This is a genomic window from Curvibacter cyanobacteriorum (assembly GCF_028649475.1).
Taxonomy (GTDB): domain Bacteria; phylum Pseudomonadota; class Gammaproteobacteria; order Burkholderiales; family Burkholderiaceae_C; genus Curvibacter; species Curvibacter cyanobacteriorum.
In genome coordinates, this window is record NZ_JAQSIP010000003.1 from 188,759 (window position 1) to 214,149 (window position 25,391).

At 68.5% G+C, this 25,391-nt stretch carries 21 protein-coding genes; 6 read left to right on the forward strand and 15 right to left on the reverse strand.

The features are described from left to right. Positions 1 to 58: 58 nt before the first annotated feature. The gene (locus PSQ40_RS07490; protein ID WP_273950225.1) at positions 59 to 1,402 is read right to left on the reverse strand and encodes an NAD(P)H-dependent oxidoreductase; all 1,344 of its coding nucleotides are present in this window, start codon (positions 1,400 to 1,402) and stop codon (positions 59 to 61) included. A gap of 18 nt (positions 1,403 to 1,420) precedes the next feature. Further along, positions 1,421 to 2,158 carry a GntR family transcriptional regulator gene (locus tag PSQ40_RS07495; protein ID WP_273950227.1) on the reverse strand — a complete coding sequence of 246 codons (738 nt, stop codon included), beginning with the start codon at positions 2,156 to 2,158 and terminating at the stop codon, positions 1,421 to 1,423. Positions 2,159 to 2,323: 165 nt separating this feature from the next. Between PSQ40_RS07495 and PSQ40_RS07500 the strand changes: the two genes are divergently transcribed. Continuing rightward, complete coding sequence (locus tag PSQ40_RS07500; RefSeq protein ID WP_409338562.1) at positions 2,324 to 3,226, forward strand: alpha/beta hydrolase; 903 nt, start codon at positions 2,324 to 2,326, stop codon at positions 3,224 to 3,226. Positions 3,227 to 3,295: 69 nt separating this feature from the next. Here the strand turns inward: PSQ40_RS07500 and PSQ40_RS07505 are convergent, their stop codons facing one another. Genes PSQ40_RS07505 through PSQ40_RS07520 form a run of 4 tightly spaced genes read right to left on the reverse strand, consistent with a single transcriptional unit; the run spans position 3,296 to position 8,602 of the window. After that, entirely contained in the window at positions 3,296 to 4,768 is a 1,473-nt protein-coding gene (locus PSQ40_RS07505; protein WP_273950230.1) for a DUF1254 domain-containing protein, read from the reverse strand. 11 nt (positions 4,769 to 4,779) lie between these two features. Continuing rightward, the gene (locus PSQ40_RS07510) at positions 4,780 to 5,742 is read right to left on the reverse strand and encodes a tripartite tricarboxylate transporter substrate binding protein (protein ID WP_273950232.1); all 963 of its coding nucleotides are present in this window, start codon (positions 5,740 to 5,742) and stop codon (positions 4,780 to 4,782) included. A gap of 55 nt (positions 5,743 to 5,797) precedes the next feature. Continuing rightward, positions 5,798 to 7,021, reverse strand: coding sequence for an acyl-CoA dehydrogenase family protein (locus PSQ40_RS07515; RefSeq protein WP_273950234.1), 1,224 nt, complete (start codon positions 7,019 to 7,021; stop codon positions 5,798 to 5,800). A 12-nt stretch (positions 7,022 to 7,033) separates the two neighbouring features. Beyond that, a complete protein-coding gene (locus PSQ40_RS07520) occupies positions 7,034 to 8,602 on the reverse strand; it encodes an AMP-binding protein (protein ID WP_273950236.1) in 1,569 nt (522 codons plus the stop codon). Positions 8,603 to 8,699: 97 nt separating this feature from the next. Between PSQ40_RS07520 and PSQ40_RS07525 the strand changes: the two genes are divergently transcribed. Beyond that, positions 8,700 to 9,593, forward strand: a complete 894-nt coding sequence (locus tag PSQ40_RS07525; RefSeq protein WP_273950238.1) for a LysR family transcriptional regulator — start codon at positions 8,700 to 8,702, stop codon at positions 9,591 to 9,593. 78 nt (positions 9,594 to 9,671) lie between these two features. Here the strand turns inward: PSQ40_RS07525 and PSQ40_RS07530 are convergent, their stop codons facing one another. Then, the gene (locus tag PSQ40_RS07530; RefSeq protein ID WP_273950240.1) at positions 9,672 to 10,601 is read right to left on the reverse strand and encodes a LysR family transcriptional regulator; all 930 of its coding nucleotides are present in this window, start codon (positions 10,599 to 10,601) and stop codon (positions 9,672 to 9,674) included. A gap of 100 nt (positions 10,602 to 10,701) precedes the next feature. On the opposite strand from PSQ40_RS07530, the gene PSQ40_RS07535 reads away from it, so the two are divergent. After that, positions 10,702 to 11,037 carry a nuclear transport factor 2 family protein gene (locus PSQ40_RS07535; protein ID WP_273950242.1) on the forward strand — a complete coding sequence of 112 codons (336 nt, stop codon included), beginning with the start codon at positions 10,702 to 10,704 and terminating at the stop codon, positions 11,035 to 11,037. Between the two features lie 208 nt (positions 11,038 to 11,245). Here the strand turns inward: PSQ40_RS07535 and PSQ40_RS07540 are convergent, their stop codons facing one another. The 4 genes from PSQ40_RS07540 to PSQ40_RS07555 all read right to left on the reverse strand — a co-directional run bounded on the left by PSQ40_RS07540 (position 11,246) and on the right by PSQ40_RS07555 (position 15,486). Next, entirely contained in the window at positions 11,246 to 12,223 is a 978-nt protein-coding gene (locus PSQ40_RS07540; RefSeq protein ID WP_273950244.1) for a GMP reductase, read from the reverse strand. Positions 12,224 to 12,367: 144 nt separating this feature from the next. Beyond that, positions 12,368 to 13,129 carry a hypothetical protein gene (locus PSQ40_RS07545; RefSeq protein ID WP_273950247.1) on the reverse strand — a complete coding sequence of 254 codons (762 nt, stop codon included), beginning with the start codon at positions 13,127 to 13,129 and terminating at the stop codon, positions 12,368 to 12,370. Between the two features lie 82 nt (positions 13,130 to 13,211). Then, positions 13,212 to 14,219: a Bug family tripartite tricarboxylate transporter substrate binding protein gene (locus PSQ40_RS07550; RefSeq protein WP_273950250.1), complete on the reverse strand. Its 1,008-nt coding sequence runs from the start codon at positions 14,217 to 14,219 to the stop codon at positions 13,212 to 13,214. An 88-nt stretch (positions 14,220 to 14,307) separates the two neighbouring features. Next, on the reverse strand, positions 14,308 to 15,486 hold the full coding sequence (locus PSQ40_RS07555) for a M20 family metallopeptidase (RefSeq protein WP_273950252.1): 1,179 nt from the start codon (positions 15,484 to 15,486) through the stop codon (positions 14,308 to 14,310). Positions 15,487 to 15,632: 146 nt separating this feature from the next. On the opposite strand from PSQ40_RS07555, the gene PSQ40_RS07560 reads away from it, so the two are divergent. Together PSQ40_RS07560 and PSQ40_RS07565 are read left to right on the forward strand one after the other, a co-directional pair. Then, complete coding sequence (locus PSQ40_RS07560; RefSeq protein WP_273950255.1) at positions 15,633 to 16,520, forward strand: MurR/RpiR family transcriptional regulator; 888 nt, start codon at positions 15,633 to 15,635, stop codon at positions 16,518 to 16,520. A gap of 44 nt (positions 16,521 to 16,564) precedes the next feature. Continuing rightward, a complete protein-coding gene (locus PSQ40_RS07565; protein ID WP_273950257.1) occupies positions 16,565 to 19,015 on the forward strand; it encodes a UvrD-helicase domain-containing protein in 2,451 nt (816 codons plus the stop codon). A gap of 243 nt (positions 19,016 to 19,258) precedes the next feature. On the opposite strand, the gene PSQ40_RS07570 is transcribed toward PSQ40_RS07565, so the two are convergent. From PSQ40_RS07570 to PSQ40_RS07580, 3 genes are all read right to left on the reverse strand, one after another. Further along, complete coding sequence (locus PSQ40_RS07570; protein WP_273950259.1) at positions 19,259 to 20,062, reverse strand: BPSS1780 family membrane protein; 804 nt, start codon at positions 20,060 to 20,062, stop codon at positions 19,259 to 19,261. 89 nt (positions 20,063 to 20,151) lie between these two features. After that, on the reverse strand, positions 20,152 to 21,114 hold the full coding sequence (locus PSQ40_RS07575) for a homoserine kinase (RefSeq protein ID WP_273950261.1): 963 nt from the start codon (positions 21,112 to 21,114) through the stop codon (positions 20,152 to 20,154). Between the two features lie 14 nt (positions 21,115 to 21,128). Continuing rightward, positions 21,129 to 21,497: a hypothetical protein gene (locus tag PSQ40_RS07580; RefSeq protein WP_273950262.1), complete on the reverse strand. Its 369-nt coding sequence runs from the start codon at positions 21,495 to 21,497 to the stop codon at positions 21,129 to 21,131. A gap of 33 nt (positions 21,498 to 21,530) precedes the next feature. On the opposite strand from PSQ40_RS07580, the gene polA reads away from it, so the two are divergent. Then, complete coding sequence (gene polA, locus PSQ40_RS07585) at positions 21,531 to 24,404, forward strand: DNA polymerase I (RefSeq protein WP_273950264.1); 2,874 nt, start codon at positions 21,531 to 21,533, stop codon at positions 24,402 to 24,404. Between the two features lie 80 nt (positions 24,405 to 24,484). On the opposite strand, the gene PSQ40_RS07590 is transcribed toward polA, so the two are convergent. Then, positions 24,485 to 25,378 (reverse strand): NAD-dependent epimerase/dehydratase family protein, encoded by an 894-nt coding sequence (locus PSQ40_RS07590; RefSeq protein ID WP_273950266.1) that lies wholly within the window; start codon positions 25,376 to 25,378, stop codon positions 24,485 to 24,487. Positions 25,379 to 25,391: the final 13 nt, after the last annotated feature.

Genomic DNA, 25,391 nt, shown 5'->3' on the forward strand with positions numbered 1-25,391 from the left:
CATGATGGCGCAGTGTGGCTGGGGCAGTCTGTCAGTGGGCTGTCGTCCCTTGGGGCTTTCAGGGCATGCCAAACAGGTCTTCCATGGCGCGGCGCGTGAGCCAGGCCGGGGTTTGGGTGTCCATGGCGACGTCGTCCCAACTCAGGCATTGGCCTTTGGCCACCGGACGGATGACTTTGACCTGGTGGGCCAGGCCCAGGGGCAGGCCGCCGAGGCGACGCGAGGTCTCGGCCGGCAGCAGCTTGCCCCAGACGGTGTAGCCACCCTCGCCGTCGAGCAGGTCGCCGGGGCGCAGGTCACGCTTGGCGGTGGCCACCACGTCAGCGTGCCAGCCGGTGGCCACGCCCGTGGCCTCACGGCGCAGCGCCACGCTGGCCACGCTCATGCCGACCTCGAGCCCAATCAGGTGCCAGCGCTTGTAGAGCGTGAAATAGCGGCCGCTGGGGTCGGTGTGGGCGTTGTATTCCTCAAAGCAGTGCTTGATGTAGTCGGTCTCGGCCTCCACGGTGACCCACACGCCCATGCGGATGTCATAGGGGATGCGGCGGCCGTCGGTCTCCAGCGAGGAGATCACTTCGACCATGCCCTTGCGCTCCAGCACCCCGCCTTCGCTGCGCGGGCGGGTCACGAAGGGGATGTCTTCAATGCTGGCCGGTGGGTAGAGCAGGCCGTTGCTGGGCACGCCCAGGCCCGTGGCATTCGCCACGGCGCTGCTTTCGATGGCCGGCTTGGAGCCATCCAGGAAGCTGTTGAACATCTTGGGGTTGAGGCCTCCGCGCTGCGCTTGCTCGGGCGTCAGGCCGTAGTAGCCCCAGACGGTCTCCGGTGTCGATTCGCTGAAGTGCGGCAACCACTTGTGGCCGCGCCCTGCCGCCACCACCGGGAAGCCGCAGGTGCGGGCCCAATCCACCAGGTCGCAAATCAGGGCCGGTTGGTCGCCAAACGCCATGGAATACACCACGCCGGCTTCGGCGGCGCGGCGCGCCAGCAGGGGGCCGCAAAAGGCGTCGGCCTCGACCGTCACGTTGACCACATGCTTGCCGTGCGCGAAAGCGTCCAGGCAGTGTTCGACCGCGGCGATCGGGTGGCCGGTGCATTCCACCACCACGTCGATCGCGGGGTGGCGCACCACGGCCTGCCAGTCGTCGGTCAGCCAGGTCTGGCCGGTCTGCAGGGCCTGGTCTAGGCTGCTGGCTTGCGCCTGTTCGGCCGACCAGCCCACACGGGCCAGGTTGTTGCGCGCCTGGTCCGGCGACAGGTCCGCGATGGCCGCCAGGTGCACCCCGGGCGTGCGCGGCACCTGGGCCAGGTACATGGAGCCAAACTTGCCCGCACCGATCAAGGCAATGCGGATCGGGCGCTGTTCGGCGGCGCGTTGCAGCAACTGGGCGTGCAGGCTCATCAGGGGGTCTCCGGGTGATCAAGGGGGGGTTGTGGGCAAGGGGGGTAGCGGCGGCAGCGGCGGCAGTGGCGGCGTGGCCGGTTGCAGCAGCCGGCTCAGGCGGGCGGTGATGTTTTCCCGCGCCCGCTGGCTGTGTTGGTAGACCAGGGCGAGCGCGGTTTCCGCCTGGCCCTGGGCGATGGCCGCCGCCATGGCCTCGTGTTCGTCACACACCGTTTCGTGGATGGTGCTGCTGCGCAGCACCACGCCCATGGCCCGGCGCAGGTGCTGCCAATGCAAGGCCGCACTGCTGGCGATCAGCGGGTTGCCCGAGGCGTCGTAGAGGGCCATGTGGAAGGCCATGTCGGCCTCGATCATGGCGGCGATGTCGCCACTGGCAAACGCCTTGCGTCCCTGGCTGAACACCGCTTCGGGCAGTTGGGCATGGCGCTGGGCGGCCAGGCGCACGGCCAGGCCGTCGAGGGCCTGGCGCACCTCGTAGACCTGACCGATGCGCTCCACATCGAGCGGTGCGACCAACAGCCCTCGGCCTGGGGCATCGAGCAACAGGCCATCGCGTTTGAGCATGCGCAAGGCCTGCAGCACCGGCTGGCGCGAGACCACCAGGCGCGTCGCCAGTTCTTCCTGGGTCACGCGTTGGCTGGGCGCCAATGCCCCGCTGGCGATGGCGTCCTGCAAGCGCCGGTAGACCTGGTCCACCAGATCGGGCGCGCTGGACAAAGGGCTCAGTGCTGAGGCGGAAGGACGTTGGTTCATGTCTGTATACAGAATACAAAAATGTTCAAAGGGCTTCATCAGGGTTTGTCCGCAGCTCGGCGGCGCTTGGGCTGGGTCCGGGTCCGTGCCAAGATGCCGCAGCGTCGACCTGCTTGATCCACCCCGGGCTCACTGTCGCCCTCTCAGGCCTTTTTTGGAGACCCCATGGCCCCTGCTCGCCCCTCTGCCGCCGCTTTGTTGGCCCGTTTTGATCCCGATTGGCTGGACCTCATGTACAACAACCGCCGCCGGGTGCCTGAGCACGGTGCGTACTTGGCGCGCTGGGCGGCGGCGTCGCAGCAGGCCCGCACCGGGCCGGTGGCGCTGGACCAGCGCTTTGGGCCCGGTCCCCAGGAAACGCTCGATGTGTTCCCCGCCGTCCCCGGGGCCGCGCCGGACGCACGGGCGCCCGTGTTGGTGTTCATCCATGGTGGCTACTGGCGTTCGCTCGACAAGGCAGACCATTCCTTTGTCGCCCCGGCCTTCACGCGTCAGGGCGTGTGCGTGGTGGTGCCCAATTACGACCTCTGTCCGGCCGTGACCGTGCCCGACATCGCCTTGCAGATGGTGCGGGCCCTGGCCTGGACCTGGCGCCACATCGCGCAGTGGGGCGGCGACCCGTCGCGCATCACCGTGGTGGGGCACTCGGCGGGCGGGCACCTGGCGGCCCAGTTGCTGAACACCCGCTGGACCCAGGTGGGGGCAGACTTGCCGCCGAACCTGCTGCGCCAGGCCTTGTCGGTGTCGGGGCTGTTTGACCTGGAGCCCCTCATGCACACCCCCTCGCTGCGCGACGCGTTGCGCCTGACGCCTGAGCAGGTGGCGCGGGTCAGCCCGGCCTGGCAGGTGGCGCCGGCGCAAGGCACCCTGTACGCGGTGGAGGGCGGCGATGAGAGTTCGGAATTCAAGCGCCACAACCAGCTGATCCGCCGTGCCTGGGGGCGCCGCGTGGTGCCGGTGTGTGAAACCCTGCCTGGCTTGAACCACTTCAGCGTGCTCGATGCGCTGGTGCAGCCCGGTCACCGCCTGAATCAACTGGCCGGGCAGTTGTTGCAGCGCCCCGCCTGAAGGCGCTGGTGGCTGGCGCGCCCCGGCCCTGTCAGCCCGCCTGTGGGGGGCGCCGTCCGTGGCCGGCGGTCAACCCACCCGCCTGAGCGCTGGCGGGTCGTAGCGCTGCGCCACGATCTCGGCCGACGGCATGTAGTTGCGCATGGTCAGGTTGAAATTGCCTTCCTTGGGGGCGGGCAGCCAGTTGCTCACCAGCGCGTCCGCGGGGCGTTGGGCCTGGATGGCGATGCGCAGCGTGCCGTCGGCTTCCCGCTGCAGCCCGCGGGTGTTCTCGCGGATGGCCCAGCGGTTGATCTCGTTGGGCACCAAGTTGAAGTCCTGGTACAGCGTGAACGACCAGAACGCTTCGACCCGGGGCACGTCGGTCGGGCGCATCACCAGTTCGTAACGGCGGCGGCTGTTGAGCCGCTCGCCGTGCTGGTCCACCGACGCCCACAGGTAGGTGCATTCGTGTGGGGGATGCGCCACGATGCCCCACAGCGACTGCCATGCGGAGCGCATCAGGTAGTCGTTGGTTTTGGCCTGGCCGATGTGGGTCGGGAAGTAATACCACCCGTTGACCGCGCGTGCCCATGGCCTCTCCACATGCGCGCGCAAGGTGCGCAAACCATCGCGCGCGGCGCGGGCCAGGCCTCGGTTGACCGTGGCCGGGTTGGCCGACAGGTCCAGCCCGGGGCCGACACCGATGGTGCGAAACGCCTGCAGCAAGGCCGCGTCGTCAGCGTCGGGTGGGTTCTCGGTCAGCATGTGGTTGAGGGTGGCGAACGCCCGCAGCGGGTTCTGAGCCAGTCGATTGACATCGAACACCTGGTGGTCCGACGCCACAAACTCGCGCCCGGCCAGGAAGTCGCCCAGCGGGGTGATGCGGTTGCGGGCATAGAGGGCCTTGGCCTGCGCCACCTCCGCGGGGTCGTCTTGGTCGATGCGCATGCGCACCAGCACAAACAGCCAGTGCTGGGGCACCTGCAACACCCGCTGGAACCGCCCCTCGGGCAGGGTCCCTTGCCAACCGGGGGGGACCAGCACGAAGTCGCCCCACAACGGGCCACCGGCTCTCTGGCTGATGTAGGCCAGGTTGTTGGTGTAGAGGTCAGAGATCTGCACCGAGAAGTAGCGCGGGCCGGGGTCCGTCAGCGACAGCACGACCGGCCCTTGGCGCAAGTCAATGAAGGCCGATGTGTACACCGTGTCGGTGTTGAACGAACCGCCATTGCGGTAGTGGGAGGTGGCCACGAATTCGCGGGTTTGGATCCACGAGTTGAGTGGTCGTCTCACGCCCTGCGGGTCCAGTGTCCAGCGCGTGCGCAGGGTCGCGAAATAGATCAGCGGCCAGCCGTATTGGTAGGCCTGCAGGCCCAGTGAATAGGCATGCAGTTCCGTGGGGTCCATGCCCTCGGTTTCCTGGCCCTTGAGGAGGTCGATGTCCTGGCGCGGCGCACCGGTGTGGGGCGGTGTGCCGGGGTTGGCATGGGCGTGGTGACCTTGCGCCAACAGCACACCGGCGGTGGCCAGTGAGCGGGTGAGAACAGATCGGCGGTCCATGGTCTGCGCCTTCATTGGGCTTCCACCTTGGCGAACTTCATCATCTGCTCCGTCTGGTCCACCTCGGCGCGCAAGGCGTCCAGGTAGTCCTGCGGGGTGCTGGGGGTGACACGGCCGCCCAGGCTCTCCAGTTTGTGGATCAGCTCCGGCCGGGCGAGCGCCTGTTGAAGGGCCTCGCCAATGCGTTGCGTGATGGCGCGCGGTGTGCCCGCCGGCACCGACAGGCCCCCAAAGGAGGTCAGCGTCACGCCCACCCCCGACTCGGTCAGGGTGGGCACGCCGGGCATCAGGGGGTTGCGTGCGCTGCCCGTCACCGCCAGCGGCGCCAGCTTGCCCGACTTCACGTGGGGCAAGGACACCGAGGTCACCGTCACGGCGAAGTCCACTTGCTTGCCCATGACCGCATTCACCGACTCGGACGCCCCTTTGTAGGGGACATGAAGCGCCCCTGCTTTGGCCGTCTGCAGCAGCAACTCACTGGCCATGTGGGCCGGCGACCCGATGCCGCCCGAGGCGTAGGTCAGCGTGCCGGGGCTTTTGCGTGCGCGATCCAACAGGTCCTGCACCGATTGGATGCCCGTCGCCGGGCTGGTGACCACCGTCAGCTCGGAGGTCCCGATGCGGCCGATGTGCACAAAGTCCTTGAAGGCATCAAAACCGGGCTTGCGGTACATGCGCATGCTGTTGGCCATGGGCGAGCCCGAGTACACCCAGGTGTAGCCGTCGGGTGCTGATTTCGCTGCGGCCATGGCGCCCAGGTTGCCCGCCACCCCTGCCTTGTTTTCCACCACGATGGGCTGCTTCAGGAGGTCGCTCATGACCTCGCCCACGAGGCGTGTGGTCAGGTCGGGCGAGGTGCCGGCCAGGTAGGGCACGATCCATTTGATCGGGCGGGTCGGGTAGTCTTGCGCTTGGGCGGTCGCGCTGGCCAGCAAGGCCAGGCCCAGCAGGTTTCGACGGGTCAGTATCGGCATGGCTTGTCTCTGATTGTGGGGGGGTAGCGTGCGGTTGGCACGCGGGTTCAATGCGTCAACGTCCGGTCACGTTGCTGGGGTTCAGAAGCTCTTTCGCGATGGTGTTGCGCTGGATCTCGCTGGTGCCGGTGAGGATGCGGTACATGCGCAGCACGCGGAACAGAAACTCCACCCGGCTGCCTTGGACAATCCCCTCGCCCCCCAGCACCTGCACCGCCCGATCGGCCACCCGGAAGGCGGTCTCCGAACAAAACAGTTTGGCCATCGCGGTTTCGGCGCGTGGGTCGGCGCCGGCGTCCAGGCTGCGTGCCGTCCAGAGCATCAGGGCACGGGCGGCGGCCAGTTCGGTGGCCATGTCGGCCAACTGGTGCTGAATCGCCTGGAACCCCGCAATCGGTTGACCGAACTGGCGCCGTCGCAGGGCATGGGCTTTGGCGTCTTCCAGCGCGACCCGGGCCAGCCCCACCATGGCGGGGCAATGCAGCAAACGGTTCACGCTGATGCGCCCGAGCGCCAGGCCCAGCCCTTTGCCACGTTCGCCGATCAGGTTGGTGGCGGGGATGCGGCAATCGGTCAGCACGATGTTGGCCGTGTGCGACTGACCCGCCATGGTCTTGTATCCGCCTTCGATGTGAAAGCCGGCCCGCTCGCGCTCGACCAGGAAGGCCGAGGTTTCGCGTTGCCGGGGGTCCTCGGACGTGGACGCGATGATGACGGCCACATCGCAAAAGGGTGAACCGGAAATGAAGCGCTTGGTGCCGTTGAGCACCCAATGATCGCCATCGAGCACCGCCTGGGTTTGCACCGCCCCCGCATCCGAGCCCGCCTCGGGCTCCGTGATGGCAAAGCAAATGGCTTTCTCGGCACGGGCCACCGGCAAGATGATGCGCTGCATCTGCTCGGGCGTGGCCTGCTTGATCAGCGCGCCCAGCCGGGGGGGGCCCGACAACTCGCCCAGCACATGCGGTGCAAAGGGCGAGCCGGTGGCATAGATGGCCTCTTTGATCAGCACATGGTCCAGCACGCTGAAGCCCGCGCCGCCCAGGGGTTGGGGCAGGGTCATGCCGTAGAAGCCCAACTCGTGAGAGCGCCGCCAAACCTGCTGCAGCAGCGCTCGGCTGGGACTGTGGTCTTCGTGCGTGCCGTGGGCTTGCGCCAGGTCCGCCAGCTCGCCGTTCAGGAACGCCGTGACGCGTTGGATGAACTCAGCGGCCTGGGCCGAGCCCTCGAAGCCGTTGGGGACCGCCGTGGCGGAGGGGGTGGGTGATGGGGAGGTCATGGCCTGTCCTGTTCAGTTCACTCGGCGCTCACGGCCGTGCCAATAGGGCTCGCGCACGTCTTTGCGCGACAGCTTGCCGTTGCTGTTTTTCGGCAGCTGGTCGACAAAGTCCACCGAACGTGGGCGCTTGAAATCCGCCAGGCGGCTGCGGCAAAAGTCCATCATGTCTTCGGCGCTGGCCTGCTGTCCTGCGCGCAGCACCACCACCGCCTTCACGGCTTCACCCCAGTGCTCATCGGGCACGCCGATCACACACACCTCGTACACGCTGGGGTGTTGGGCCAGCACCGCCTCCACCTCGCTGGGGTAGACATTGAAGCCCCCCGACACCAGCATTTCCTTCTTGCGGTCGACGATGAACACATAGCCTTCGTGGTCCACACGGGCCAGGTCGCCGGTGCGCAGCCAGCCTTGGGCGTCGATGGCCTGGGCCGCGAGTTCGTCGGCCCGCCAGTAGCCCGCGAACACATCGTCGCCGCGCACGCAGATCTCGCCCACCTCGTCCCCCTGCACGGCCTGGCCTGCGTCGTTCAGCACCTGCACGTCGCTCTCGCCCGCCGGGCGTCCGCAGGAGGCCAGCAACTCGGGGCGCTCGCCGCTCATCGCGCGTTGGTGGTCTTCCGTGGTCAGGGTGATGACGCCGCCGGTGGTTTCTGCGGCCCCATAGCCCTGCGCCAGGACCGGGCCAAAGGCCTGCCAGGCCTCCCGGATGCGCGACGGCGACATGGGGGCCGCGCCATAGCTCACCAGCCGCAGGCTGGACAGGTCCCGGGTGCGGAGGCTGGGTTCGGCCAGCAAGGCGTGGATCATGGCGGGCACAAAGAAGCAAATGCTCACCCGGTGCTTTTCGATGGCCTCCAGCATCTCGGCGGGGTGAAAGCGCTCCATCAGCAAAATGGCCGCACCCTGGAACAGCATCGGCTGAATGAACATGCCGCTGGCGTGGGTGATGGGGCCACACAGGGCCAGCACATCGCCCGGGCCGGCATGCATGCGACCCAGGATGATCTTGCGCAGTGACGCACGGCGGTTGCCCACGGTTTGCATGGCCGCCTTCAGCTTGCCCGTCGAGCCCGAGGTGAAGTGCAGCACCGCCAGGTCCTGGGGCTGCAGGTCGATGGCGCGGTGGGCCGTGCTGTGGGGGGCCAACAGGGCTTCGTAGTCGATCCAGTCGGGCTCCTGTGCAGGGTCGACGTCAAACCCGATGTGGTGTTGCAGACCGTTCAGGTCAGCAACGGCCGCCTGGACCATGCGCCGGTGTTCGGGCCCGGCGGCAACCGCCACCGGTTCCGCATTGCTCAGGGCATCGGCCAATTCGCTGGGGGCCAGACGCGCGTTGAGCGCCACTTTCACCAGGCCCAGTTTGTAGAGCGCACATTCAAACTCCACGATCTCGGGGCGGTTCGGCGACACGATGGCCACCCGGTCGCCACGCTTCAGGCCCAAGGCCGCCAGCGCGTGGGCCAATTGGTTGGAGCGGGCTTCCAAGGCCTGGTAGGTCAGGACCTGGTCACGGAACAACACGGCTGGCTTGTCGGGCCAGAACCGTGCACTGCGTTGGAGGAAGGTGCCAAAGTTCATGGACGCACTGTAGGCAGCCCGTGCGCTGTTTAGGATGCTGGAGTCGCCGGGATTGATAACATTTGGTTATTCTTGAACCGTTCAAAGCATTCAAACCATGGCTCTATCGCTCGATGATCTGGATTACTTTCTGGCCGTGGCGAAGCACGGTCAGGTCAGGAGCGCCGCCGCGGCGTTGGGGGTGTCCCAACCGGCGCTGACCAAGGGCATTCAGCGCTTGGAGCGTGAACTGGGCTTTGCCTTGTTCAACCGCAGCCGGCGTGGCATGGCGCTGACCCCCGTGGCCGAGCGGTTCCACGAGCGCACCAAGGGCCTGCGCAGCGGCCTGGCAGAAGCCATCAAGGAAGCGGCGGACTTGCACCTGGGGTCCATGGGGGTGTTGCGCGTGGGGGTGTCGCCGCTCTACACCCAGCGCCTGTTTGTCCCCGCGCTTCTGAGGCTGCATGCCCAGCGCCCGGCGGCCCGGGTCCAGGTGCAGTTCCACCTCAACGATGCCTTGTTGCTGGCGCTGCGACAGGGGGATGTGGAGCTGACGCTCAGTGCCTTGCCCGCCACCGTGCCCGATGACCTGCAGGCCCAGGTCCTGCTGCGGGATGATTTGTGCTTGGTTGTGCGGGTGGGGCACCCCTTGCTGGCCAAGCGGCGCCTGAAGCTGTCGGACCTGGCCGAGGCGCACTGGTTGATGCCCGGTCCCAGCGTGGCCGCTCGGCGCACGGTGGAAGGCCGGCTGGCGCAGGCTGGCCTGCCGCCGCCCAAGGTGGCCGTGGAGGTCAACAACTCCGCCACGCCCCTGGTTGAACTGATCGAGCGCAGCGACCTGATCGCCCTCATGAGTGACACTTTGTTGACCCCCGAAGCCCGGACCCGCATCCTGCCCTTGCCACTGGCCGAGGCCCGCTTTTCTCGCGAGGTGGGCATCCTCCGGCGCCAGGCCGTGCCTGCCACGCCCTTGGCCGAACGGTTCATGGAAATCCTGGTGAGCCAGCGTTGATGGCCCCCTCGGGCCGGTGCCCGCTCCGGCCACTGCGGGCGACACGGCGGGCCCGGACAGGCCCGCCTGGGCGGGGCGTCAGAGGGGCGTGTCCGCCGGGGCTGGATCGGCGCCGTCGCGGTCCAACAGGCAGTCGATCAAGGCGCTCAGCGCGGGCTGCTGGTGGCGCCGGTTCGGGTAGTAGAGAAACAGCCCTGGCCGCGTGACCGACCAGTCGCCCAGCACCTGCACCAGCCGCCCCTGGGCCAGGCCTTCGTCGACCTGCCCGCGGTCAAAGGCGTAGGCCAGTCCCAGCCCTTGCAAGGCCGCTTCGATGCCGACCTCCGAGTGGTTGGTGACCAGGGGGCCGTTGACGGCCATCTCGAGGCGTTGGCCATTTTTCTCGAATTCCCAGCGGTAGGCCCGACCGTCCAGCTGCAGGCGCCAGTTGAGGCAGGCGTGCCGGTGCAGGTCGGCCGGTGTGCGTGGCGTGCCGTGTTGCGCCAGGTAGTCGGGCGACGCGACCACGACCATCTTCACGTCCGGCGTGAGGCGCACGGCAACCATGTCCTTTTCCAGCCGCTCACCGACACGGATGCCCGCGTCAAAGCGACCCGCCACGATGTCGCTCAGACCGTCATCCACCACGATGTCCAGCACCACCTCGGGGTGCGCACGGTGGAACCGACCCAGCCGGGGCGCGATGAGCTGCCGTGCCGCCATGCCCAGGGTGTTGATGCGCAGGGTGCCCCGGGTCTGACTGGCCGTCGCACTGGCCTCGGCCACCGCGTCCGCCATCTCCTGGAACAAGGGGGCGATGCGGCGATACAACTGATCGCCCGCCGCCGTGGGCGCCACGCTGCGTGTGGTGCGGTTCAACAACCGGGCCCCAAGCCGGGCCTCGAGTTGCCGGATGGTCTGGCTCAGCGCCGAGGGCGACAGGCCCAGCGACGCGGCTGCCCGCGCGAAGCTGGCCCGCTCCACCACGGCGGCAAAGGCTTTCAGTTCGGCAAAGTCGGAGCCGCGCATTCTGTATTCATTTCTACATAGATCATCAAAATTCTAGGTGATTCACTGATGACTGAATGGCTTGCATCCTCGGGGCTTCATCACCACGGAGTTCGACATCATGACCGCACTGACCCTCCCCGAGCCGCTGGCCACCTATTTCACCGCCGCCCCGTCACTGGACGGTGCCGAGGCCATCGTCCGCTGCTTCAGCCCCCAGGCCCTGGTCAAGGACGAGGGCCGATCCCACGTCGGCCACGACGCCATCCGGGCCTGGCAGCGGCAGGCCAGCAGTCAGTACCGCTACACCAGTGAGCCCTTTGCCGTGGCACCCACGGACGGCGGGTGCCTCGTCACCAGCCGCGTCACCGGCAACTTCCCTGGCAGCCCGGTCGACCTGCGGTACCACTTTCAACTGGCAGGCGGATTGATCACGTCCTTGGAGATCACGCTGTGACCGTTGATGGAGCGCCCACAGAGCGCCCACCGGGCGCAGATTGGGCGGGCGCCCGGGGGACCCCGGGGCACGCGGTGCTTCGCGATGACGCCCTGGTCATGGGGGGCGCCCTGAGTGGGGCTGGGGGCGATTCGCTGGGGCGGGCGCGCGGGCGGTGCGCGGCCCGTCAAAGCGCGAGGCACCCTAGGGCGCCTCGCGCGGGGGGCGATCACATCAGCAGGTGTTCGCCCGCGTTGTCTCCGCCCAGGATGACGTAGTTGACGCGGCGGATGTCCATCAGCTGGGTGCCGCCTGCGTAGCTGATCGAGCTTTGCACGTCCTGCTCCATTTCGATCAGGGTGTCGGCCAATTTGCCCTTGACGGGCTCGAGGATGCGCTTGCCTTCCACATGGCGGTACTCGCCCTTGTTGAAGTCGGAGGCCGAGCCGTAGTACTCCTTGTAGAGCTTGCCATCGACCTCGACGGTCGCACCGGGCGACTCTTCGTGGCCCGCCAGCATCGAGCCGATCATCACCATCGTGGCGCCGAAGCGCACGCTCTTGGCGATGTCGCCGTGCTCGCGGATGCCGCCGTCGGCAATGATCGGCTTGGTGGCGACGCGGGCGCACCACTTGAGCGCCGACAACTGCCAGCCGCCGGTGCCAAAGCCGGTCTTGAGCTTGGTGATGCACACCTTGCCCGGGCCGATGCCGACCTTGGTGGCGTCAGCGCCCCAGTTCTCCAGGTCAATCACCGCTTCGGGGGTGCCCACATTGCCTGCGATCACAAAGGTGGCGGGCAATTTGGCCTTGATGTGGGCGATCATGTGCTGCACGCTGTCGGCATGGCCGTGGGCAATGTCGATGGTCACGTACTCGGGCACCAGGCCCAGGGCGGCCAGCGTGTCCACCGTCGCGTAGTCGGCGTCTTTGACCCCCAGCGAGATCGAGGCGAAGCTGCCTTGCGACTGCATCTCGCGCACGAATTGGACGTTGTCGATGTCAAAGCGGTGCATCACGTAGAAGTAGCCGTGCTGCGCCATCCACAGGCACAGTTCCTGGGTGATGACCGTCTTCATGTTGGCTGGCACCACCGGCAGGCGAAAGCGCCGTCCGCCCAGGGTCACGCCGGCGTCGCATTCGGCGCGGCTCTGCACGCGGCACTTGCGTGGCAGCAACAGGATGTTGTCGTAGTCGAAAATTTCCATGAGAAAACCAAGCTTCAGAAGGATCGTTGAAAAACGAGTGAGCGCTTGGCTTGAGACCGGCTTCGGGCCGCCTGCCGCAGGGTCAACCCCCGCCGCCAGGCCCAAAAAAACCGGGCGCAAGAATCTTGGGCCCGGTGGCTTATTCTATCGACTCGACCCCGGCGTGGGGGCCTTTTCGCATACGGTTTCATTTATGGCCACCATACGTCCCTGCCCATCCTGCAGCCAGCCCACCAGGGCCAGGCGCTCGGGCCGGGCACCCTCGGGCAGGCGCATCGTGCGCAGCTCTTTCCAGCCGCGGTGGGGCGCCGTGGGGCCGGCCAGGCTCAGGCTGTTGCGCACCAGCTGGCGCGCGATGGGCGACCCTTCGGTGCCGGCTGGCAGGCGTTCCACCAGCAGCAACCACGCGGTCCAGGGTCCGGGGGCGCGGGTGGCGGCGGCCGCGCGGCGCGACCGGTCCTGCGGCGGCTGCCATTCGATCGATACCCCCAGGTAATCGGCCACCGCCACGCCGTGGGCCACCCGCAGGCGGCCGGGCACGGGCGCCGGGGCTGCGCGGCGCTGGGGGTGTTCAAAGGTGCGACCGGCCAACTCGGTGGGCCAGTCCAGGGCGTTGAGCCGCATCAGGCTGTCCCGGGTGGCCGCGGCCGACAGGGCCGCTTCGTCGCCCAGCGCGGCCGAGGGCACGATCCAGTCCACCGCCACGGACCCAGCCGCGGGCAGCGGGCCCGGGGCCGTCCAGCAGGCCTCACAGTCGGCGCCCATGAAGCGTTCGAGCACGCCCTGGCGCGGGCGCAGCCCATCGCTGCTGCACAGGGATTGGGCGCTGGCCACCGTGGCCAGCAGGCTGGCGCTGACCAGCAGGGCTGTGCGCCAGCGCACGAGGCGGGAGGAGAGGGGGGTCATGGTCGGGGCCTGAGAAGTTCAGACCCCATCGTCCCACAAGCCTCAAGACCCGGTGGCGCGCTGGGGTCTGGGCCCCGGTGCATCACTCCGGCTTGACGTTGGCGCGCTTGACCACGTCGCCGTACAGGGCCAGGCGGTCGCTCATCATTTTTTCAAATGCGGCCGGGGTCATCTCCTCGGGGGCGATCACGCCGCGTTGCTTGAGCGTGTCTTGCATCGCGGCGCTGGTCGCCACTTCGCGGATGCTCTTGTGCAGCAGTTGCACCACGGCAGCCGGGGTGTTGGCCGGGGCGGCAATGCCGGTCCAGGACGTCAGGTTCAGGGCCGGCTGGCCCAGCTCGGCAAAGGTGGGCACGTCCGGCAACTGGGCCACGCGGGTCGGCGAGGCCACGGCCAGCGCGCGCAGCTTGCCGGCCTGGATGTGCGACAGCACGGTCACCAGGTTGTCCAGCTGAAACTGCACTTCGTTGCTGAGGATGGCGGTGATCAGGCCCGAACCGCCCTTGTACGGGATGTGCGTGCCCTTGATGCCGGTGGTCAGTTGTAGCAGCTCGACATTGAGCTGGCCCATGCTGCCGGCGCCGGCGCTGCAGAAGTTCAGCTGGCCAGGGCGGGCCTTCACATAGGCCACGAACTCGGCCAAGTTGTTCACCGGCACGCTGGGGTGCACCACCAGCACATTGGGCTGGCGACCCAGGATGGCAATCGACTCAAAGTCCTTGATCGGGTCATAGCCGAGGTTGGGTTGCACCAGCGGGTTGGCCAGGTGGCTGCTTTGCGAGGACACCACCAGGGTGTAGCCGTCGGCCTTGGCGCGCGCCACGTACTGGCTGCCGATCGAGCCGCCGGCCCCGGGGCGGTTGTCCACCACGATGGGCACACCGAGCAGGCGCGACAGCGGCTCCGAGTAGGTTCGGGCCATCACGTCCACCGAGCCCCCGGGCGGGAAGGGCACCACCAGGGTGATCGGGCGCGAGGGGTACTTGTCGCTCTGGGCCAGGCCAGCCAGGGGCGACAGGGCGGCGCTGGCGCCTAGGCCGGCGGCCAGCCATTGGCGGCGGTTCAGGATCGGGGGGCTTGCTTGGGTCATGGCGGGGGTTCTCCGGTCTCAGGTCAAACGGTTGGGGATTCAGTCAACCAACAAAGGTCAAAGCGGGGGCTGTTGGACGCGGCCGAGTTCAGGCCGGGTCCAGGATGGTCAGGGCCAGGGCCTGGGCGCGCGGCACCAGGGTGTCGATCTGGCAGAACTCGCGCTCGCTGTGGGCGTAACCGCCCACGGGGCCGAGCGCGCACAGCGTGGGGATGCCCATCGACGAGGTGATGCCGCTGTCGGCGGCCCCGCCGGTGAACTCGCCCTCGACCTGGAAACCCAGGCGCGTGGCGTGGCGCTGGTAGCAGGCCAGCAAGGCGGGCGGCGTGGGGGCCATTGGCAGCGTGCTGTGCTGGCTCAGGATGCGGCCTTGGGTGCGCGGCAGCGATTCGGCCTCGATGATCTCGCGCACCCGCTTCAGCAGGGCGTCGAGGTCGGTGGCCGCGGTGTAGCGCAAATCGAGCTGGGCCTTGGCCAGCGGGGCCACCACGTTGGCGGCCATGCCGCCCTCGATGTGACCGACATTGAGCGTCACGCCTTCCTCGCAACCATTGAGGGCATGCAGCGCCAGGATCTTGTGCGCCAGGGCCTCGATGGCGCTGGCGCCCTGGGCCGGGTTGATGCCCGCGTGCGCGGCCACGCCCTGCACCTCAAAGACCGTCAGGCACGATCCCTTGCGCGCGGTCACCACGTTGCCGGTGATGCGCCCCGGTTCGGCGTTCAGCACCACCTGGGCGCCCTGCGCGGCCTGGCGGATGGCGTCGCGCGTGACCGGCGAGCCGATCTCCTCGTCGCAGCTGAAGAACAGGTGCACCGGCCGCGAGGCGCCGCCCACGCGAGCCAGGGCCTCCAGCACAAAGGTGTTCAGCACCAGGCCCGACTTCATGTCGGCCACGCCCGGGCCAAAGGCCTTGTGGCCCTCAACGCGGTAGGGCCGGGCTGACGCGGTGCCGGCCGGGAACACGGTGTCCATGTGGCCCAACAGCAGCACATGGCCGGCGTCTGTCGGGCCCCCCGGGGCGGCCGGCAGCCGGGCTTGCAGGCAGCGACCATAGCCTTCAAACACCTGCGTCTGCACGCTCAGGCCGGCGCGCTCGAGGTGGGCGCCGATGACGGCGGCCACCTGGTCCACCCCGGCCGCCTGGCGGCTGCCGCTGTCGATGTTGACGATCTCCTGCAGCAAGGCCTCCATGGCGGCTTGTTGGGTGCCCAGCCAGGCGATGACCTGGTCGGCGAGGGCGGTGGGGGGCGTGGCGGTGAGGCTCATGGCAAGGGGCGCTGGCAGGCGGTGGGTTTGGGTTTGAAATAAATGTTTCATAAATCATAATTCATGCAACAAGCATTGCAAATGCAGCCGCTATGCTGCGCCACTGGCTGTTTGCCGCACGCCACGAAACACCCCACGAGACGCCCATGCCCTTGACCGACCGCTTGCTGCACCACGCCGCCACCCTGACCACCAGCGAGCGCGCCTTGGCCGACGCCTTTATGCGGCGTTACCCCGAAAGCCTGCTGGATTCGGCCAGCGTGATGGCGGCCCAGGCGGGCACCAGCGCGTCGACCGTGGTGCGCCTGTTTGCCAAGCTCGGCTATGCGAGCCTGGACGAGGCCCGGCGCGAGGCCCGGGCCGAGCTCAGCGCGCGCCTGCAGACGGCCGCCCAGCGTGCCCCGGCCACCCTGAGCGGGGAGCGGTCCTTGCAGCAGTGCGTGGACGACGCGCTGCTGCACGACCAGCACAACCTGGCCGCCACCCGCGATGGCCTGGACATGGCCGTGTTCCAGCAGGTGGTGGACGTGCTGGTCCAGGCCCCCGGGCGGGTGTTTGTGCTGGCCGAGAAAAACAGCGCGCCGGTCAGCGCCTTTTTGGCGGCCCACCTCAACCTGTGCCGCCCCGGGGTGCAGGACCTGGGCCTGGGCGCGCCTGCGCTGGTCGACAAGCTGCTCTGGGTGCAGCCCGAGGATGTGTTGCTGGTCTTCACCGTGCGCCGCTACTCGACCGGCGCCTTGCACGCGGCGCGGCATTTCCGGCAGTTGGGTTGTCCGGTGGTGGTGCTGACCGACAGCCCGGCCTCGCCGATGCTGGAGCACGCCAGCCAGGCCCTGCTGGTGCAGACCGCCAACGCGTCGCCGTTTGACTCCTACACCTCGGCCTTTTTCTTGTGCAACGCCCTGGTCTCGGCGGTGGCGCAGCAGCACCGGGACACGGTGCGTCTGGCGCTGGAACGGCGCGATGCGCTGTGGCAGGACTTCCCGTCCGACGCCGTGGTCGGGCCGCGCAAAGCGCCCGCCTCGCGCCGCTGACCCCCGGCGCCCCAGGCCCGGGGCGGGCTTTCTACAATGGCGCCATGTCCCCGCAAAATTCGCTGTTCGATGCGGCCCCCGTGGCCAGCGCCCCGCCTTCTTCGCCCCTGCTGGCCCACCTCAACCCCGAGCAGCTGGCCGCCGTCACCCTGCCGCCCGAGCACGCTCTGATCCTGGCCGGGGCCGGTTCTGGCAAGACCCGGGTACTGACCACCCGCATCGCCTGGCTGCTGCAGACCGGTCAGGTCAGCCCGGGCGGCCTGATGGCCGTGACCTTCACCAACAAGGCCGCCAAGGAGATGCTGCTGCGCTTGGGCACCCTGCTGCCGGTGAACGTGCGCGGCATGTGGATCGGCACCTTCCACGGCCTGTGCAACCGCTTTCTGCGTGCCCACTGGAAGCTGGCCAACCTGCCGCAGAGCTTTCAGATCCTGGACACCCAGGACCAGCTTTCGGCCATCAAGCGGTTGATGAAGCAGTACAACATCGACGACGAGCGTTTTCCGGCCAAGCAGACCCAGTGGTTCATCTCGGGTTGCAAGGAAGACGGCCTGCGTCCCGGCATGGTCGAGGCGCGGGACGAAGAAACCCGCAAAAAGGTCGAGATCTACCAGCTCTACGAGGAGCAGTGCCAGCGCGAAGGCGTGGTCGACTTTGGCGAGCTGATGTTGCGCAGCTACGAGCTGCTGCGCGACCATGAATCGGTGCGCGACCATTACCAGCGGCGCTTCCGCCACATCCTGATCGACGAGTTCCAGGACACCAACAAACTGCAGTACGCCTGGATCAAGATGCTGTGCGGCGAGCACAACGCGGTGCTGGCGGTGGGCGACGACGACCAGAGCATCTACGCCTTCCGGGGCGCGCGCGTGGGCAACATGGCCGACTTCGTGCGCGAATTCCGCGTGCGCCACCAGATCAAGCTCGAAGAAAACTACCGCAGCTACAGCCACATCCTGGACGCCGCCAACGAGCTGATCAGCCACAACCAGAAGCGCCTGGGCAAGACCCTGCGCACCAGCCAGGGCCCGGGCGAGCCGGTGCGCGTGATCGAGTCGGCCAGCGACTTCGCGGAGGCCAACTGGCTGGTCGACGAGGTCAAGCAGCTGGTGCGTGACCAGGGCACCGAGCCTGGTTTCGAGCGCAAGGAAATCGCCGTGCTCTACCGCAGCAACGCGCAAAGCCGGGTGATCGAAACCGGCCTGTTCAATGCCGGCATCCCGTACCGCGTGTATGGCGGCCTGCGCTTCTTCGAGCGCGCCGAAATCAAGCACGCACTGGCCTACCTGCGCCTGCTGGAGAACCCCAACGACGACACCAGCTTCTTGCGCGTGCTCAATTTCCCGCCGCGCGGCATTGGCGCGCGCAGCGTCGAGCAACTGCAGGACGCGGCCAAGGCAGCGGGGTGTTCGCTGCACGACGCGGTCAGCACCCTGAGCGGCAAGGCGGGCACCAACATCGCGGCCTTTGTGGCCAAGATCGACGTGATGCGCGAGCAGACCGAGGGCATGACCCTGCGCGAGATCATCGCCCTGGTGCTGGAGCACAGCGGCCTGGTCGAGCACTACAAGGCCGACCGCGAAGGCGCCGACCGGCTGGAGAACTTGGAGGAGCTGGTCAACGCGGCCGAAAGCTTTGTCACCCAGGAGGGCTTTGGCCGCGATGCGGTGGCCCTGTCGCCCGAGCAGCAGGTGGCCACCTTGTCGCAGTCACCCGCCAGCCAGGGCCTGGACCTGAGCCGCCCGATGATCCAGGCCGACGACCCGCTGCCGCCCGACGCCGAGACCGGCGAAACCCTGTCGCCGCTGGCCGCCTTCCTGAGCCACGCCGCGCTCGAGGCCGGCGACAACCAGGCCCAGGCGGGCCAGGACGCGGTGCAGCTGATGACGGTGCACTCGTCCAAGGGGCTCGAATTTGATGCGGTGTTCATCACCGGCCTCGAAGAGGGGCTGTTCCCGCACGAGAACTCGATGAGCGACCACGAAGGCCTCGAAGAGGAGCGCCGCCTCATGTACGTGGCCATCACCCGGGCGCGCAAGCGCCTGTACCTGAGCCACTCGCAGACCCGCATGCTGCACGGCCAGACGCGCTACAACCTGCGCAGCCGTTTCTTTGACGAACTGCCCGAGGGCTCGCTCAAGTGGCTCACGCCCAAGCAGCAGGGCTTTGCCTCGCCCGGCCTCGGGGCTGGGGGCCACGGTGGCTATGGCGGCCAGGGCGCTCGCCGCGATGGCGCCTCGTCATGGGGTGGGGGCGGCCGCAGCACGCCGGACTTTGCCTCGTACACCGCAGCGGCCCCGGCCCCTTTGCCACCGCAGAAAGCAGAGCCCCCGCAAGGCCTGCGCGCCGGCATGAAGGTGTTCCACAACAAATTTGGCGAGGGCAAGGTGCTGACCGTCGAGGGCACCGGCAACGACGCGCGGGCCCAGGTCAACTTCCCGCGCCACGGGGTCAAGTGGCTGGCCCTCAGCGTGGCCAAGCTGACCCCGATCTGAGGGGGCGGCCCCGTCCGGCGGCCGCGCGGCCTGACCCAGCGGCGACGCCGTGCGGACGCCGTGGTGGGGGCGGCTGGCCTCAGGGCCGGCGCAGGGGCATGGACGGGCGGCCACAGTGCCGCCGCAGTGCCACCCTCAGCGACCGGGCGCCACCAGGTGCCACCAAGCACCGCCAAGCACCACCTGGGGCGTCGGCTCCGGCGGTCTGGGGGGTGGTGCGGGTGGTGCGGGGTGCGCTGTGGGTCAGGCCGAGGGCGGCGTGTCGTCGGCGGGGGCCTCGGGGCTCAGCGGGGCGGCAAAGCAGTCGCGGAAGGTGAACACCAGCGAGCTGAAGAACATGGCCAGCAGCACCAGCATCGAGCCCATCACCAGGCCGCTGCCAATCACCGGGCCGATCAGCCCCCCGATCAGGCTGGCCACCAACAGGCCGGCCGTCAGCACCCCCATCCAGGCGAGGCCGAACACGGTGAACGCGCCCTTGTTGCGCCAGCACGCCACCAGGCTGAAAAACAGGCTCTTGACGGGGGACAGTCGGTCCCAGTGCACGAGGGCCGGCGCATGCCAGAACAGCAGCGACAGCGGCAGGTAGCCCAGGGTGAAGACCCACATGGCGCCCAGAAAGCCGTCGTCATTGAGCAACTCGGCGCTGACGCGCCCGCCCAGCAGGTACAGCTTGGCAAACTGCCCGCCGTCGAGCACCGCGGTCAGGCCCAGCAGGCCGACAAAGCCGCCCGCGTAAAGGGCCCCCAGCACCAGCATGGCCTGGAGTTGCTCGCGCCCGGCGCGGAACGCCGTCACCAGGATGGTGGGCATCGGGAAGCGCCCGCGCGAGGCCTCGTGGCTGGCCGCCATCATGCCCAGCGTGGCGCCGGGGATCAGCATCAGGGCGATCACGCTGCCGATCACGGGCAGCACGGTGCACATGGAAATCACCGCCATGAACATCAAGAACAGGCCCGACAAGGCGATCGGTTGTCGGACAAAGGTCTTGATGCCCAGTTTGACCCACAGGAGGCCGGTGCGTGCAGGGACGATGTTCAGTTTCATGGGGGTGTGCGTGAGCGCCCGGCCGCCAAGGCCAGGCTGGATCGCGCTAATTTAACCGTTTGGATGGACTGAAGAACCGTGAGGTCTTTTCAGGGCCGCCAAGGGCGCTGCACGCGGTCGCGCAGCACGCGTTCGAAATGGGTCGGGTCGTGCGGTTTGAGCATCGAGGCTTCGCGCGGCAGGTGGAAATCCCACAGGCGCGAGATCCAGAAGCGCAGCGCGCCGGCGCGCAGCAGCGCCGGGAACAGCGCCCGCTCGGCCGCTGTGAAGGGGCGCACCGCCTCGTAGGCCTGCACCAGGGCGCGCGCCTTGGCGTCGTCGTGGCGGCCGGTGGGCCAGTCGATGCACCAGTCGTTGAGGCAGACGGCGACGTCGAACAACCAGGTGTCCACGCCCGCGAAGTAGAAGTCAAAAAAGCCCGTCAGGCGCTCGCCTTCGAACATCGCGTTGTCGCGGAACAGGTCGGCGTGCACCGGGCCCCGCGGCAGGGCGGCGTAGTCGCTGCCCGAGGCGGTGTGGTTCTGGAACGCCAGTTCGGCGCGCAGCAGGTCGGCTTGCTCGGCGGCCAGGTGGGGCAGGACCACGGGCACGGTCTCGTTCCACCAGGGCAGGCCGCGCAGGTTGGGCTGCTCGCGGTCGTAGTCGCGCCCGGCCAGGTGCATGCGGGCCAGCATGTCGCCCAGCGCCGCGCAATGCACGGGCTCGGGGGCCAGCTGGCTTTTGCCCGCCAGGCGGTTGACCACGGCCGCGGGCTTGCCACACACCGTGTGCAGCACATCGCCGTTGGGGTCGCCCTGCGGGTCGGGCACTGGGATGCCGGCCTGCGCCAGGTGCTTCATCAGGTACAGGTAGAACGGCAGTTGCTGGGCGCTGAGGCGCTCGAACAGCGTCAGCACGTAGTGGTTCAGCACCCCGTCCTGCTCGGCGCTGGCGAAGTAGTTGGTGTTTTCGATCCCGCCTTCAATGCCACGCAGGTCTTGCAGCTCGCCCAGGCGCAGGCGGCGCATCAGTTTCTGTGCCTCTTCGAAAGAGACTTCGGTAAATACAGCCATCGGTCAGGAAAAAATCAGAACTTGAACAGGTTCCACACGCGGGCGCCCAGGGGGCCGGTGCCTTCGTCACGCGCCGTCGGGCGGCTGCGCGCACCGTCGTTGGACAGCACTTCGTACTCGGGCAGGCTGCTGCCCTTGGGCTGCACCGTCACGCTTTGGGTCTGGCCGCCGTAGCGCACCTCGTCGACGCGGGTGCCGCTGTCTTCCACGGTGATGTGCTGGATGCGTTGGTCGCCTTTGAGGGCGCCCGAACGCGGCGCCGGCGCTTCGGCGCGGGCGGGGCTGTCCTCGGTGGCCGCGCTTTGGGCCAGGGCTGGGGCGCCCAGGAACAGGGCAGCCGCAGCCGCCAGAGAGGAAATGAGGGAAAGGGTGGTGGCGCGCATGGCTTTCATTGTAGGCAATGCACAATCGAGTCCATGCAAGACGAACCCCGCGACACCGCCGAATCCACCCCTCCAGCCGAGCCCGCTGTGGCTGCGGAGGCTGCTGCCCGCCCGCGCACCCTGCTGCTGGTGGACGGCTCCAGCTACCTGTACCGCGCCTTCCACGCCATGCCCGACCTGCGCGCTGTGCCGGGCGACCCGGGCAGCGCGGCCACCGGTGCCATTCGCGGCATGATCAACATGATGCAGAGCCTGCGCAAAGAGGTGCCGGCCGACTACGCCGCCTGCATCTTCGACGCCAAGGGCCCGACCTTCCGCGACGAGATCTACCCTGAGTACAAGGCGCAGCGCGCGCCCATGCCGGACGACCTGCGCAGCCAGATCGAGCCCATCCACGAGGTGGTGCGCCTGATGGGTTGGACGGTGCTGGACGTGCCCGGCGTGGAGGCCGACGACGTCATTGGCACCCTGGCCGTGCTGGGCGCCCAGCAGGGCCTGGAGGTGGTGGTGTCCAGCGGCGACAAGGACCTGTCGCAACTGGTCAACGAGCGCATCACCATCATCGACACCATGAACGGCAAGAAGCGCGATGTGGCCGGCGTGACGGCCGAGTTCGGTGTACCGCCGGCGCTGATGATCGATTTCCAGACCTTGGTGGGCGACGCCGTGGACAACGTGCCCGGCGTGCCCAAGGTGGGCCCCAAGACGGCGGCCAAGTGGCTGGCGGAGTATGGCTCGTTGGATGCGCTGATCGCGCGGGCCGGCGAGATCAAGGGCGTGGCGGGCCAGAACCTGCGCGACAGCCTGGGCTGGCTGCCCACCGGGCGCCAACTGGTCACCATCAAGACCGACTGCGCGCTCGGCGACTGGGTGCCTGACCTGCCGCGGTTCGACGCCCTGAGCCTGCGCGCGCCCGCCAACGATGCCTTGCGCGACTTTTACGAACACCACGGCTTCAAGGGGCTGGCCCGTGCCCTGGGCGGCGGCGCCAGCGCAGCCACCAGCGCGCCGGCCCCCTCGGCCGTGCCCGCCCCCGGCCCGGGCGACACGGGCGACCTGTTTGCCGAACAGCCCCAGGCCGCCGAGGCCCCGCCCCCGGAGCGCGAGCTGCGCTACGACACGGTGCTGGAGTGGGCCGACCTGGAGCGCTGGCTGGCCCGCCTGCAGAGTGCCCCGCTGGCCGCCATCGACACCGAAACCACGTCGCTGGACGCGATGCGCGCCGAGATCGTCGGCCTGAGCTTCAGCGTGCAGCCCGACGAGGCCGCCTACGTGCCGCTGGGCCACGACGCCACCGACGCGCCGGCCCAGTTGCCGCGCGACGAGGTGCTGGCCCGCCTCAAGCCCTGGCTGGAAGACGCCAGCCGTCCCAAGCTGGGCCAGCACATCAAGTACGACCGCCATGTCTTTGCCAACCACGGCATTGAGGTGCAGGGCTACGTGCACGACACCATGCTGCAAAGCTATGTCCTCGAAGTGCACAAGCCCCACGGCCTGGCGAGCCTGGCCGAGCGCCACCTGGGCCGCAGCGGCCTGAGCTACGAGGACCTGTGCGGCAAGGGTGCGCACCAGATCCCGTTCAGCCAGGTCGACGTGGCGCGTGCCTCGCGCTACGCCTGCGAGGACGCCGACCTCACGCTGGCGGTGCACCTTCACCTGTGGCCGCAGTTGCAGGCCGAGCCCCGGCTGCTCGACATCTACCAACTCGAGATCGCCAGCAGCGAGGCGCTTTACCGCATCGAGCGCAACGGCGTGCTGATCGATGCCCCCACCTTGCAGCAGCAAAGCCACGAGCTGGGTCAGCGCATCCTGCAACTGGAGACCGAGGCCTACGAGATCGCCGGCCAGCCCTTCAACCTGGGCAGCCCCAAGCAGCTCGGCGAGATCTTCTTTGACAAGCTGGGCATGCCGGTGGTCAAGAAGACCGCCACCGGTGCACGCAGCACCGACGAGGAGGTGCTCGAGAAGCTGGCCGAGGACTACCCGCTGCCCGCCAAGCTGCTGGAGCACCGCAGCCTGTCCAAGCTCAAGAGCACCTACACCGACAAGCTCGCCCAACTGGCCTTGCCCCGCGATGGGCGCGTGCACACCCACTACGCGCAAGCCGTGGCGGTGACCGGTCGCCTGTCCAGCAACGACCCCAACCTGCAGAACATCCCCATCCGCACCGCCGAAGGCCGGCGTGTGCGCGAGGCCTTTGTGGCCGCGCCGGGCCATGTGATCGCGAGCGCCGACTACTCGCAGATCGAGCTGCGCATCATGGCCCACCTCAGCGCCGACCCGGCCTTGCTACAGGCCTTCCGCGAGGGCATGGACGTGCACCGTGCCACCGCGGCGGAGGTGTTTGGCGTGGCACCCGACCAGGTCAGCACCGAGCAGCGCCGCTATGCCAAGACCATCAACTTCGGACTGATCTACGGCATGAGCAGCTTTGGCCTGGCCAAGAGCCTGGGCATCGAGACCAAGGCGGCGGCGGCCTACATTGACCGCTACTTCCAGCGTTACCCGGGCGTCAAGCAGTACATGGACGAGACCCGGGCCCAAGCCAAGGCCCAGGGCTATGTCGAGACCGTGTTCGGCCGCCGCCTGTACCTGCCCGAGATCAATTCCCCCAATGGCCCGCGCCGTGCGGGCGCCGAGCGCGCGGCCATCAACGCCCCGATGCAGGGCACCGCGGCCGACCTGATCAAGAAGAGCATGGTCAAGGTCCAGCAGGTGCTGGACCAGGAGGCCCGGGGCACGCGCATGATCATGCAGGTGCACGACGAACTGGTGTTCGAGCTGCCCGAGGGCGAGGTGGACTGGCTGCGTCAGGCCATCCCGGCCCTGATGGCGGGCGTGGCCGACCTGCAGGTGCCCCTGTTGGCCGAGGTGGGCGTGGGCCCCAACTGGGACCAGGCGCACTGAGCCTGAGACCGGGCCTCGGGCCTCGGGCCCCGGACGGAGGCTCGGAGCGCCCGGAGCGGTGCGCGCGGCAGGGCCGTGGCTCAGCGCCAGGCCTGCGCCAGCAGGTCGCGGTAGGCCACGGCGGGCCGGCCCAGCAGGGCCTCGAAGGCGGTGGCATCCCCCACGTTGTCGCTGCCCAGCATGGCCAGGGTTTCGCTGCACCAGGGCACCGAGGCGGGCAGCAGGTCGCCGATCCGCGCGCTGAGGGCGGTCAGCAGGTCGGGCAGGCGCAGCACCTGGGCCGGGCGCTGGCCGTTTTGCTCGCGCAGGCTGGCCACCAGGGCCGCCAGGCTCAGGGCCTGCGGGCCCGCACAGGTCAGCACGCCGCTGGGGCCGGGGTCGCGGCCCAGGCTGGCCACCACCGCGGCGGTCAGGTCGTGCACCGACACCGGCTGCACGCGCGCCGTCAACATGGGCCCGGGCAGCAGGGCCAGCGGCAATTTGGCCAGGTTCATGAACAGGGCACTGCTGTCCCCGCCACGGCCAAACACCACGCTGGGGCGCAGGACCAGGGCGCTCAGCGCGCCCCGGGCGTGCAGGCTCAGCAGGTGCTCGTCGGCGGCGCGTTTGGTGCGCGCGTAACGGGTCGGGCTGTCCGCGATGCCCAGCGCCGACACCTGCACCACGCGGCGCACGCCGGCCTGGGCGCAGGCCTCGAACAGGGCGATGGGCGTGTCGCGGTGCACCGCATCGATCGGGCGCGCCGCGCTGTCGCGCAACACCCCCACCGCATTGATCACACAGTCCACCCCGGCCAGCCGGGGCAGCCAGGCGCCCGGTGTGGTGTCGCGGGCGAAGTCCATCGCGACCCCGTTGGGGCTGCGGGCGGCGCGGGCCGGGGAGACCCCGCCCAGCACCTCGTGCCCGGCCTGTTGCAGGGCTGGTTGCAGGTGCCGGCCAACAAAGCCGGTGGAGCCAGTCAAAAGGATGCGCATGGGGGGCTTTCGG

Coding starts and splice junctions, on each gene's coding strand:
- PSQ40_RS07490 (WP_273950225.1), bottom strand. CDS start 1,402: ATGAGCCTGCACGCCCAGTTGCTGCAACGCGCCGCCGAACAGCGCCCG.
- PSQ40_RS07495 (WP_273950227.1), bottom strand. CDS start 2,158: ATGAACCAACGTCCTTCCGCCTCAGCACTGAGCCCTTTGTCCAGCGCG.
- PSQ40_RS07500 (WP_409338562.1), top strand. CDS start 2,324: ATGGCCCCTGCTCGCCCCTCTGCCGCCGCTTTGTTGGCCCGTTTTGAT.
- PSQ40_RS07505 (WP_273950230.1), bottom strand. CDS start 4,768: ATGGACCGCCGATCTGTTCTCACCCGCTCACTGGCCACCGCCGGTGTG.
- PSQ40_RS07510 (WP_273950232.1), bottom strand. CDS start 5,742: ATGCCGATACTGACCCGTCGAAACCTGCTGGGCCTGGCCTTGCTGGCC.
- PSQ40_RS07515 (WP_273950234.1), bottom strand. CDS start 7,021: ATGACCTCCCCATCACCCACCCCCTCCGCCACGGCGGTCCCCAACGGC.
- PSQ40_RS07520 (WP_273950236.1), bottom strand. CDS start 8,602: ATGAACTTTGGCACCTTCCTCCAACGCAGTGCACGGTTCTGGCCCGAC.
- PSQ40_RS07525 (WP_273950238.1), top strand. CDS start 8,700: ATGGCTCTATCGCTCGATGATCTGGATTACTTTCTGGCCGTGGCGAAG.
- PSQ40_RS07530 (WP_273950240.1), bottom strand. CDS start 10,601: ATGCGCGGCTCCGACTTTGCCGAACTGAAAGCCTTTGCCGCCGTGGTG.
- PSQ40_RS07535 (WP_273950242.1), top strand. CDS start 10,702: ATGACCGCACTGACCCTCCCCGAGCCGCTGGCCACCTATTTCACCGCC.
- PSQ40_RS07540 (WP_273950244.1), bottom strand. CDS start 12,223: ATGGAAATTTTCGACTACGACAACATCCTGTTGCTGCCACGCAAGTGC.
- PSQ40_RS07545 (WP_273950247.1), bottom strand. CDS start 13,129: ATGACCCCCCTCTCCTCCCGCCTCGTGCGCTGGCGCACAGCCCTGCTG.
- PSQ40_RS07550 (WP_273950250.1), bottom strand. CDS start 14,219: ATGACCCAAGCAAGCCCCCCGATCCTGAACCGCCGCCAATGGCTGGCC.
- PSQ40_RS07555 (WP_273950252.1), bottom strand. CDS start 15,486: ATGAGCCTCACCGCCACGCCCCCCACCGCCCTCGCCGACCAGGTCATC.
- PSQ40_RS07560 (WP_273950255.1), top strand. CDS start 15,633: ATGCCCTTGACCGACCGCTTGCTGCACCACGCCGCCACCCTGACCACC.
- PSQ40_RS07565 (WP_273950257.1), top strand. CDS start 16,565: ATGTCCCCGCAAAATTCGCTGTTCGATGCGGCCCCCGTGGCCAGCGCC.
- PSQ40_RS07570 (WP_273950259.1), bottom strand. CDS start 20,062: ATGAAACTGAACATCGTCCCTGCACGCACCGGCCTCCTGTGGGTCAAA.
- PSQ40_RS07575 (WP_273950261.1), bottom strand. CDS start 21,114: ATGGCTGTATTTACCGAAGTCTCTTTCGAAGAGGCACAGAAACTGATG.
- PSQ40_RS07580 (WP_273950262.1), bottom strand. CDS start 21,497: ATGCGCGCCACCACCCTTTCCCTCATTTCCTCTCTGGCGGCTGCGGCT.
- polA (WP_273950264.1), top strand. CDS start 21,531: ATGCAAGACGAACCCCGCGACACCGCCGAATCCACCCCTCCAGCCGAG.
- PSQ40_RS07590 (WP_273950266.1), bottom strand. CDS start 25,378: ATGCGCATCCTTTTGACTGGCTCCACCGGCTTTGTTGGCCGGCACCTG.